The sequence below is a fragment of the Dialister sp. UBA1703 genome (genome assembly GCA_002320515.1).
In the GTDB taxonomy this organism is placed as follows: Bacteria; Bacillota; Negativicutes; order Veillonellales; family Dialisteraceae; genus Dialister.
This window is the reverse complement of record DCJJ01000114.1, coordinates 5,008-13,851: the sequence shown is the minus strand read 5'-3', so window position 1 is coordinate 13,851 and position 8,844 is coordinate 5,008. Positions and strand designations below refer to the sequence as shown.

Here is an 8,844-nt window from a genome sequence, read left to right as displayed (position 1 = left end):
AGGAAAGCGTAGAAACCTATTCTGCCCCCTGCATAGGGGTGGCAAGGGAACACGATTCGTAAGGAAACGAAGCGACCTGAGAATCGTGTGACACGCTTTCCCGTGGAGAAAGTCCGGCGCAGCCGGATAAGGGGGAGCCGCGTGGCGGCTAATCACCAGAATGCTTTTCATACTATATGACTCATAAAGTCAATCCCGTAACGCTGACTTTATAAGTATTGCCGCAGAGCGGCAATCCGCAACCCTCAGCGGCAGAGCCGCTGTCGCCCCCTGAGCGAAAGCAACGCAACCCTTCTACACAACCTGCGGCGAAGCCGCGCCCCTTTTTTAATTTGCGGCGAAGCCGCCACCGCCACCCTCTGAACCCTTTGAACCTTCTGAACCCTTTGAACCCGGGCCGCGGAGTGGCCCCATGCTCCCTATTTTATGCATACATTCTTTAGGCAATTATAGAAAAATTCGATATCAGCGGCTTTCACCATTTTATCTCTTGCAGGAATAGGGCATATGCGATAAAGTATATATTAATAAAGTGAGATATGGTCATATAAGGTATACTTATAAAAGGTCAGTTCTTGGAGAAGGGAAGATGTTTATGGCTTTACCGGCATTGCTTTTCGCTCTGCCCCTGGTGACGGCGCTGGTTCTTCTGGTGAACCGGAATCCGGCGGTGAGGAATACGCTGGTCCGTGTATCGGCGCTTCTGATGGCGGCTCTTTCTGTGGCCGTAGGGGTTATGTATTTCGGCCATCCTTTTAAAATCGGTGTGGATTCGCCTCTGGTGCGGCTGGTGATGATGGCGGTGGACGGGCTGGCGGCGCTGACGGTGCTTTATTTCTGCGTGAAGTACAAGCGCTATTTGACCGCCCTTCTGGGTCTTGCCCAGTTCTTCCTCATCGTGGCCTTTGAGTTCCACGCAGGAAGCTACGCCCGGTCGGTATGGGATTTCAATATCGACAATCTTTCCATCATCATGATCCTCATTGCCGGTATTATCGGCGGGCTCATTGCGGTGTATTCTCTGGGGTACATGGCGGTGTATCACAGGAAGCATGTGGATGTGAAGGACCGCCGTTCTTTCTTTTTCTTCGTGGTGTTCCTTTTCCTGTCAGCCATGTTTGGCCTGGTCATGTCCAATAATCTTCTGTACATGTACACTTTCTGGGAAATCACGTCTCTCTGTTCATTCCTTCTCATCGGTTATTCGGGAACCAATGAGGCCATCCACAATTCTTTCAAGGCCCTGTGGATGAACCTTCTGGGGGGCCTGGCCTTTGCCATGGCCATTGCCTACCTGGGATCCCATTTCTATACCCTTGAAATTTCACAGCTCCTTTCCATGGGCATGCAGGGCATGCCGGTGGAACCGGTGGTGGCGCTGCTGGTGTTCTGCGGATTTACGAAGTCCGCCATGATGCCTTTCTCCGGCTGGCTTCTGGGGGCCATGGTGGCGCCTACGCCTACGTCGGCCCTGCTCCATTCTTCCACCATGGTGAAGGCAGGGGTGTTCCTCATTATCAAACTGGCGCCTATCCTTGGCAATAACCATGCCGGCATCATGGCCATGCTGGTGGGAGGCATTACTTTCTTCTTTGCTTCTTGCGCCGCTATTTCCCAGTCCGACGGGAAGAAGGTGCTGGCTTACTCCACCATTTCCAATCTGGGCCTTATCGTGTGCTGTGCCGGCACCGGCTCCTACGAGGCGGCCTGGACGGCCATCATGATCGTCATTTTCCATGCGGTGGCCAAGAGTCTTCTTTTCCTCACCGTGGGCACGGCGGAGCAGCAGCTGGGCAGCAGGAATCTGGAAAGTTTCGACGGCATTTTCAACTCCATGCCCCGGCTTTCTCTCTGCATGGTGATCGGTATCTGCGGTATGTTCCTGGCGCCCTTCGGTATGCTGATTTCCAAGTGGGCGGCCATGAAGGCTTTCGTAGACGCCGGGCAGCCGCTGCTGCTGCTGGCGCTGGTGTACGGCTCTGCCACCACCCTTTTCTACTGGACGAAGTGGCTGGGCAAGATTACCACCTACATCCCCACCAATGAAAACAGGGAGAAGGGGATTCTGGGAGTGGAGTGGACGGCCCTCAAAACCCTGGCGGCGATCACCCTGGTGGTGTGCGTTCTCTTCCCCCTGATTTCCCAGTACATGGTCATTCCCTATCTGGCTTTGATGTATAGAAATATTAATGATGTAATTGCCCAGTCCAATCTGTGGATCATGTCTGTCATGGTGTTCCTCATTATCATCCTGCCGCTCCGCTTCGGCAAGAGCAGGAGGAAGAAACAGGTGATTACGAACCTGTCCGGCGAGAATCTGGGAAGCGACGTGGCTTACCGCGGCGCTGCCGGGAAAATCGTGCCGGTGCAGCTTCGGAACTGGTACCTGGAGTCCTGGTTTGGTGAAAGGCGGATGACTCTCTGGGGGTACACGGCCTGCCTGGCCTGCGTGCTCATGGAGCTGTCCCTGGCAGCAGGAGGTGTGTTCCATGTCTGATTATATGATCAATGTCATCGGCGCCCTTCTGTACCTGCTGCTGGCGCCCCTTCTGGGGGGACTCTTGGCGGGCCTAGACCGGAAGATTTCCGCCCGCATGCAGCGGCGGGCAGGCCCGCCGCTTCTGCAGCCCTTCTATGATTTCGCAAAGCTCTGGGACAAGCAGCCCATAGCCGTCAATAAGGCGGAAGGGTTCTACGTGTTCGGTTTCCTTCTTTTCGTCCTTCTTTCCGGCGCTTTCTTCTTCGCCAGAGGGGATATCCTGCTGGTGGTCTTTACCCTCACCATGGCCAGTGTGTGCCTCATTATCGCCGCCTATGCCACGGACTCTCCCTACAGCCAGGTAGGGGCGGAAAGGGAACTGGTGCAGACCATGGCCTATGAGCCTATGCTCCTCATGGCGGCCCTGGGATTTTACCTTTCCAGCGGCAGTTTCAATATCGGCCACATTATGGCTTCCGATACCATGAATATTCTCCGCATGCCCGGCATTTTCTTGGGCTTCTGCTATATTCTTCTCATCAAGTTCAGGAAATCGCCCTTCGATATTTCCATGTCCCATGAAGCCCATCAGGAACTCATCGGCGGGGTGAAGACGGAAATTTCCGGCCGCACTTTGGGCATGGTGGAGCTGGCGGAATGGTACGAGGATGTGTTCCTTCTGGGCATGGTGATCCTCTTCTTCTTACAGTCTTCCCTTCTGTCCTTCCTCATGGGCCTTCTTGTATGCGCCCTGGTGTTCTTCCTGGGCATTCTGGTGGACAACAGCTGTGCCCGCATGAAATGGGAAAGAATGCTGGGTTCCACCTGGCTCTTTTCCTTCCTGGTCGGATTTATTAATGTAGCTTTTCTCATGTATTTCAAATAAGGAGGATTCGTTATGGGATATGAAAAAAAGTCGCCCTGGCTCATCCATTATGACGGCTCTTCCTGCAACGGCTGCGATATCGAAGTGCTGGCCTGCCTTACGCCCCTGTACGACGTGGAACGGTTCGGCATTGTAAATACGGGAGACCCCAAGCACGCGGACATCTTCCTGGTCACCGGCGGGGTGAACGCCCAGAATCTGCCGGTGGTGCGCCAGATTTACGACCAGATGCCGGAGCCCAAGGTGGTCATCGCCGTAGGCACCTGTGCCTGCACCGGCGGCGTGTTCCGGGAATGCTACAACATGCTTGGCGGCATGGACAAGGCCATCCCTGTGGACGTGTACGTACCGGGCTGCGCCGCCCGGCCGGAGTCCATTATTGCCGGCGTGGTGAAGGGCCTTTCGGTGCTGGAGGAAAAACATAAGAAACTGAAGGCCACCGGAAATCACGGCGTGCCTGCAGGCAAACCCAGGGCCTTTGGCGCCTATGGAGAGGAGGAGAAAGATGAAACAGCAGGTCATTGAAATCAGGAGCGAAGACCTTCTGGAAAGGACAGCCCGCTTCAAGAAGGAAGGCTGCCGTCTGGTGCAGATCCTCTGCACCCGGGTGGAAGAGGGCTATGAGCTCACCTATACCTTTGATAAAAGCTATTTCCTTTACCACCTCCGTCTCATCGTGCCCCTTTCCGGCTCTGTCATGAGTGTCACCAGCCTTTACTGGTATGCCTTCGTCTGGGAAAATGAAATCCATGACCTCTTCGGTCTGGACATCCGTTTCATTGCGCCGGAGGTGGATTACGGCGGCCATTTCTACCATCTGGCCCAGAAGACCCCCTGGCACGACCTGTCCGGCGCTGTCCATGCCAAAAGGGCGGTGAAGGTCAATCTTCGGAGCGGCCTTGGCATTGATGCTTCTGTACATAAAGATACAAAGGAGGATTGATTTCAAATGGCAGAAATAACCACAGTCCCCTTTGGCCCCCAGCATCCGGTACTGCCGGAACCGATTCATCTGGACCTGGAACTGAAGGATGAAAGAGTCGTCCGGGCCGTGCCCTCCATCGGCTATGTCCATCGGGGATTGGAAAAACTGGTGGAAAAGAGGGATTTCAAACAGTTCATTTATGTGGCGGAAAGGGTATGCGGCATCTGTTCCTTCGGCCATGGCTGGGGCTATGCCAAAGCGGTGGAAGGCCTCATGAACATCGAAATACCGGAGCGGGCCAGCTGCCTGCGCACCCTGTGGCATGAGCTCTCCCGGCTCCACAGCCACCTTCTCTGGTTCGGCCTGGCCGCCGACGCTATGGGATTTGAAAGCCTTTTCATGCATGCCTGGCGCATCAGGGAAATGGTGCTGGATATTTTTGAAGAAACCACAGGAGGCCGGGTCATTTTCTCGGTCTGCAAAATCGGCGGCGTAAGAAGAGATATCACCGACAGCCAGCGGAAAATGATTCTGGAAAAAATGAAGGAACTTAAAAAAGAAATCAGCCAGATGGCCATGGTATTCCTCTATGACAATACCATCCAGAGCCGTTTGGAAGGGGTAGGGGTCCTTTCCATGAACGACGCCATGGACATGGGCTGCGTAGGCCCCATGGCCCGGGCCAGCGGCCTTCCTGTAGACTACCGCATGGCTGAGGACGAAGGCTTCTACAAAAAGCTCCATTTCCATCCTGTCACTGAAACCGCCGGCGACTGTCTGGCCAGGGTGAAGGTGAGGCTGGGAGAACTGACCCAGTCCATCGACCTCATCTGCGGCTGCCTGGAGCTTCTGCCGGAAGGAGCCATCGAAGCGCCGGTCAGAGGCCTTCCCCCGGCAGGCGAATATTTCACCAGGGTGGAACAGCCCCGGGGCGAAGCCCTTTACTACGTGAAAGGCAACGGCACAAAGAACCTGGAACGGTTCCGCCTCCGCACCCCCACCAATGTCAATCTGGCAGCCCTGGTGAAAATGCTGAAGGGCTGCGAGCTGGCAGATGTGCCCAACATTATCCTCACCATCGATCCCTGCATCAGCTGCTGTGAAAGATAAGGAGGCGTACCATGAGTTTTCTCATTTATATGAAACAGGCCCTTTCCAACCTGTTCAAACCGCCGGTCACCACCTCCTATCCCTTAAAGCCCAAAACCTTTAAGCCCCATGACCGGGGCCGGGTGATCAACGACATCAGCCGCTGCATCCTCTGCGGCCAGTGCATGCGCACCTGCCCGGCCGGTGCCATTACCGTGGACCGCACCACAGGCATATGGAAAATCAACCCCTTTGCCTGCGTCCAGTGCGCCGGCTGCGTGGAGGTATGCCCCAAGAAATGTCTCCACATGGACCCGGAGGCGGCAGCGCCGGATGTGAAGAAATCAGAAATCATTCTCCAGGTGAAGAAAGAAGACGGCGTGTCCAAAGTGCAGCGGAAGGTGGCAGCCATCAATATGGCAGAGGCCGCCATGGACGACCGGAGCCATATTGTAAACAATATTATGAAATGTATCTTCTGCGGCCAGTGCATGCGGAACTGCCCCTCCGGCGCCATTACCGTGGACCGCCGCTCCCGTACCTGGCGCATTAACCTGGAAGCCTGCGTGAACTGCGGCACCTGCATCGACAACTGTCCAAGGAAATGCCTGTCCCTGGGCTGCTACCTGGGCAATCCAAGCGAAATCACCATGAAAGGCTCCCGCCCCCCTGTAAGGCGAAGACCTTCAACGTTCGCTCCTGCGGAGAAAGAAGGGCCCCTGCCATCTCCTGTCCAGATGGCAAAGCCGGAAGCTCCGGCAGAGAACCCGATGCCTGCAGTGAAAGCGGAAGAAGCCACTGTGCCGGATACCCATATCCGGATAGAAGCGGAAAAGTGCCTATTCTGCGGCAAGTGCGAGCATAACTGCCCGGCTGATGCCATTTCCATAGATAGGAGAAACCGCACCTGGACCATTGACCGGGAGAAATGCATCACCTGCGGCGTCTGCGCTGAGGGCTGCCCTGCCCACTGCCTTACTTTGGCAGATGCCTGGGAAGCAGGGGAGAAGAAAGAAATGAAATCCACCTACCAGGGGAAAGTCCTCCGCCGCCCGCCGGCGGGAAGAAAACCGGCTCCCGCGCCGGCACCTTCCCCCACAAAGGAAGAAAAAGCAGCAGAAGCTCCCACGCCGAAGCCATCTCCTGTTCAGGAGGCAAAGCCGGAAGCTCCGGCAGAGAACCCGATGCCTGCAGTGAAAGCGGAAGAAACCAATGTGCCGGATACCCATATCCGGATAGAAGCAGAAAAGTGCCTGTTCTGCGGCAAATGCGAGCATAACTGCCCGGCTGATGCCATTTCCATAGACCGGAGAAACCGCACCTGGACCATTGACCGGGAGAAATGCATCACCTGCGGCGTCTGCGCTGACGGCTGCCCCGCCCACTGCCTCACTTTGGCGGATGCCTGGGAAGCAGGGGAGAAGAAAGAAATGAAATCCACCTATCAGGGAAAAGTCCTCCGCCGTCCGCCGGCAGGAAGAAAACCGGCTCCTGCGCCGGCGCCTTCCCCGATACAGGAAGAAAAAGCAGCAGAATCTCCCGCCCCGAAGCCGGCTCCTGTCAAAGAAGCGGCACCGGAAGCATCTGTGCCTGATACCCATATCCGGATAGAAGCGGAAAAATGCCTCTTCTGCGGCAAGTGCGAGCATAACTGCCCGGCTGGAGCTATTTCCATAGACCGGAGGAACCGCACCTGGACCATTGACCGGGAGAAATGCATCACCTGCGGCGTCTGCGCCGACGGCTGTCCCGCCCACTGCCTCACTTTGGCAGATGCCTGGGAAGCAGGGGAGAAGAAAGAAATGAAATCCACCTATCAGGGGAAAGTCCTCCGCCGCCCGCCCCGCCTGGCGCCGGTAAAAAAAGAACCGCCAAAGGATGAGCCCCATGCATGAGTATCCTGTTACCCTGGAAATCGTAAGAATTGCGGAAAATACAGCCCGTGAAAAAGGGGGCACCGTGAAAGCTATCCATCTGGTGGTGGGGGAAGACTCCGGTTTCATCGGAGAATCCATCCAAATGTATTTTGATGTCATTTCCGAGGGCACCCTCTGTGAGGGCGCCCTCCTCACCATTCAGGATGTGAAGCCCAAAATGAAATGCGACCGCTGCGGCTGTCTCTTTGAAAGAAAGAAATTCTCCTTCACCTGTCCCCGCTGCGGAGGCGACGGCTCCCCCACGAACATAGGCAAGGAATTTTATATAGAATCTGTAGACCTGGAGGTTGATTGAATGCATATGGTGAAAGCCGGCGTTATGGAAGACATTTACGCCCACAACAATCACATTGCCGAACACGTAAGAGAATACCTCATGAAGAGGAATGTATATACCATCAACGTCATGGGGGCTCCGGGAACCGGCAAGACCACATCCCTGGAACAGCTCATGAAACATATGAAATCAAAAATATACGTCATTGAAGGCGACATTGAATCCGACATCGACACGGAACGGCTTGGAAAAGAAAATGTTACCGCCGCCCAGATCAATACCTTCGGCGCCTGCCACCTGGACGCCCCCCTGGTGCACAATGCGGTGCATACCATGGATTTCAGAGAAGGAGGCATCCTTTTTATAGAAAACGTAGGAAATCTTGTATGCCCGGCGGAACTGAACATAGGAGAAAACATCAAAATGCTCATCGTCAGCGTGGCCGACGGCAGCGACAAGCCCTATAAATACCCCCTGGCCTTTGAAAAGGCGGATATCATCCTTCTCAACAAGACAGACCTTATGCCATACCTGGACTTCGACGAAGACTTCTTCATGAAGGGCCTCCGCCACCTAAACAAACAGGCGCCGGTATTCAAGGTCAGCGGAAAAACAGGAGAAGGATATAAAGAAGCGGCAGAGTGGATTGAAGAAGCTGCCGGGAAGGAAAGATAGACCTGCGGCTGCTATCCGCTTACCGCGGCGGCGGGCGCCCCTTTTTTAACATGACGGTGGGGTGACACGGCTCTTTCGTCATCTCGAGCGGAGCCGCATGTCGCTATGGGAGACAGACAGGAACCGCTCCCATGATGCTCTGAGTCGAGAGATCTCCTGCCCCAATGTTTCTTAGACTATTGAGGAGTGAGATTTCTCCACTCCGCTTCGCTACGGTCGAAATGACGGGAGGGCGCGGGCCAGCTTTTTTTATAATCTGCGCCCAAAGGGCGCCACCACAACCCTCGGCCTGAAAGGCCGTCAAACTTACGAACCCTCCGGCCCATAGGGCCGGTCAATCTTAAGAACCTTTTCCTCTGAACCTTCACACCGAAGGTGTGTCCAAGGGTAAGAAGCAAAAATGACACAGGCCGCCGATTGGCGGTCAGGACCGCGATGGAGCATCCTATCGGTGCTCTGCCTTGTACACCCTTTGCCTCTTCGAGGCGTTCCCCTCAAGGGGAAACGAGAAAATAGGTGGCACTGGATATTGTGTCACATATGACACAGAAGGCCAATCCCGTAACGCTCCTTGCG

8 protein-coding genes are annotated in these 8,844 nt (G+C 55.1%); all 8 read left to right on the top strand.

Annotated features, from left to right (window positions below; translation table 11 throughout):
- Positions 1-589: 589 nt before the first annotated feature.
- From B2Y11_RS05410 to hypB, 8 genes are read left to right on the top strand one after another with little or no spacing between them, the layout of a single operon-like run.
- Complete coding sequence (locus B2Y11_RS05410; RefSeq protein ID WP_291057082.1) at positions 590-2,497, top strand: NADH-quinone oxidoreductase subunit L; 1,908 nt, start codon at positions 590-592, stop codon at positions 2,495-2,497.
- Positions 2,490-3,365, top strand: coding sequence for a respiratory chain complex I subunit 1 family protein (locus tag B2Y11_RS05405; RefSeq protein ID WP_291057080.1), 876 nt, complete (start codon positions 2,490-2,492; stop codon positions 3,363-3,365). The genes B2Y11_RS05410 and B2Y11_RS05405 overlap by 8 nt, the downstream gene beginning before the upstream one ends.
- Before the next feature lie 12 nt (positions 3,366-3,377).
- Positions 3,378-3,890 (top strand): NADH-quinone oxidoreductase subunit B family protein, encoded by a 513-nt coding sequence (locus B2Y11_RS05400; protein WP_291057078.1) that lies wholly within the window; start codon positions 3,378-3,380, stop codon positions 3,888-3,890.
- Positions 3,871-4,308, top strand: a complete 438-nt coding sequence (locus B2Y11_RS05395; RefSeq protein WP_291057076.1) for an NADH-quinone oxidoreductase subunit C — start codon at positions 3,871-3,873, stop codon at positions 4,306-4,308. The genes B2Y11_RS05400 and B2Y11_RS05395 overlap by 20 nt, the downstream gene beginning before the upstream one ends.
- Positions 4,309-4,314: 6 nt before the next feature.
- Positions 4,315-5,400 carry a nickel-dependent hydrogenase large subunit gene (locus B2Y11_RS05390; RefSeq protein WP_291057074.1) on the top strand — a complete coding sequence of 362 codons (1,086 nt, stop codon included), beginning with the start codon at positions 4,315-4,317 and terminating at the stop codon, positions 5,398-5,400.
- A gap of 11 nt (positions 5,401-5,411) precedes the next feature.
- Positions 5,412-7,274: a 4Fe-4S binding protein gene (locus tag B2Y11_RS05385; RefSeq protein ID WP_291057072.1), complete on the top strand. Its 1,863-nt coding sequence runs from the start codon at positions 5,412-5,414 to the stop codon at positions 7,272-7,274.
- Complete coding sequence (locus B2Y11_RS05380; RefSeq protein WP_291057070.1) at positions 7,267-7,611, top strand: hydrogenase maturation nickel metallochaperone HypA; 345 nt, start codon at positions 7,267-7,269, stop codon at positions 7,609-7,611. Before B2Y11_RS05385 ends, B2Y11_RS05380 begins: the two co-directional genes overlap by 8 nt.
- The gene (hypB, locus tag B2Y11_RS05375) at positions 7,612-8,268 is read left to right on the top strand and encodes a hydrogenase nickel incorporation protein HypB (RefSeq protein WP_291057068.1); all 657 of its coding nucleotides are present in this window, start codon (positions 7,612-7,614) and stop codon (positions 8,266-8,268) included.
- Positions 8,269-8,844: the final 576 nt, after the last annotated feature.

Bases quoted from the DNA above. Each gene is read 5' to 3' on its own strand.
- B2Y11_RS05410 (WP_291057082.1), top strand. From the start codon at position 590: ATGTTTATGGCTTTACCGGCATTGCTTTTCGCTCTGCCCCTGGTGACG.
- B2Y11_RS05405 (WP_291057080.1), top strand. From the start codon at position 2,490: ATGTCTGATTATATGATCAATGTCATCGGCGCCCTTCTGTACCTGCTG.
- B2Y11_RS05400 (WP_291057078.1), top strand. From the start codon at position 3,378: ATGGGATATGAAAAAAAGTCGCCCTGGCTCATCCATTATGACGGCTCT.
- B2Y11_RS05395 (WP_291057076.1), top strand. From the start codon at position 3,871: ATGAAACAGCAGGTCATTGAAATCAGGAGCGAAGACCTTCTGGAAAGG.
- B2Y11_RS05390 (WP_291057074.1), top strand. From the start codon at position 4,315: ATGGCAGAAATAACCACAGTCCCCTTTGGCCCCCAGCATCCGGTACTG.
- B2Y11_RS05385 (WP_291057072.1), top strand. From the start codon at position 5,412: ATGAGTTTTCTCATTTATATGAAACAGGCCCTTTCCAACCTGTTCAAA.
- B2Y11_RS05380 (WP_291057070.1), top strand. From the start codon at position 7,267: ATGCATGAGTATCCTGTTACCCTGGAAATCGTAAGAATTGCGGAAAAT.
- hypB (WP_291057068.1), top strand. From the start codon at position 7,612: ATGCATATGGTGAAAGCCGGCGTTATGGAAGACATTTACGCCCACAAC.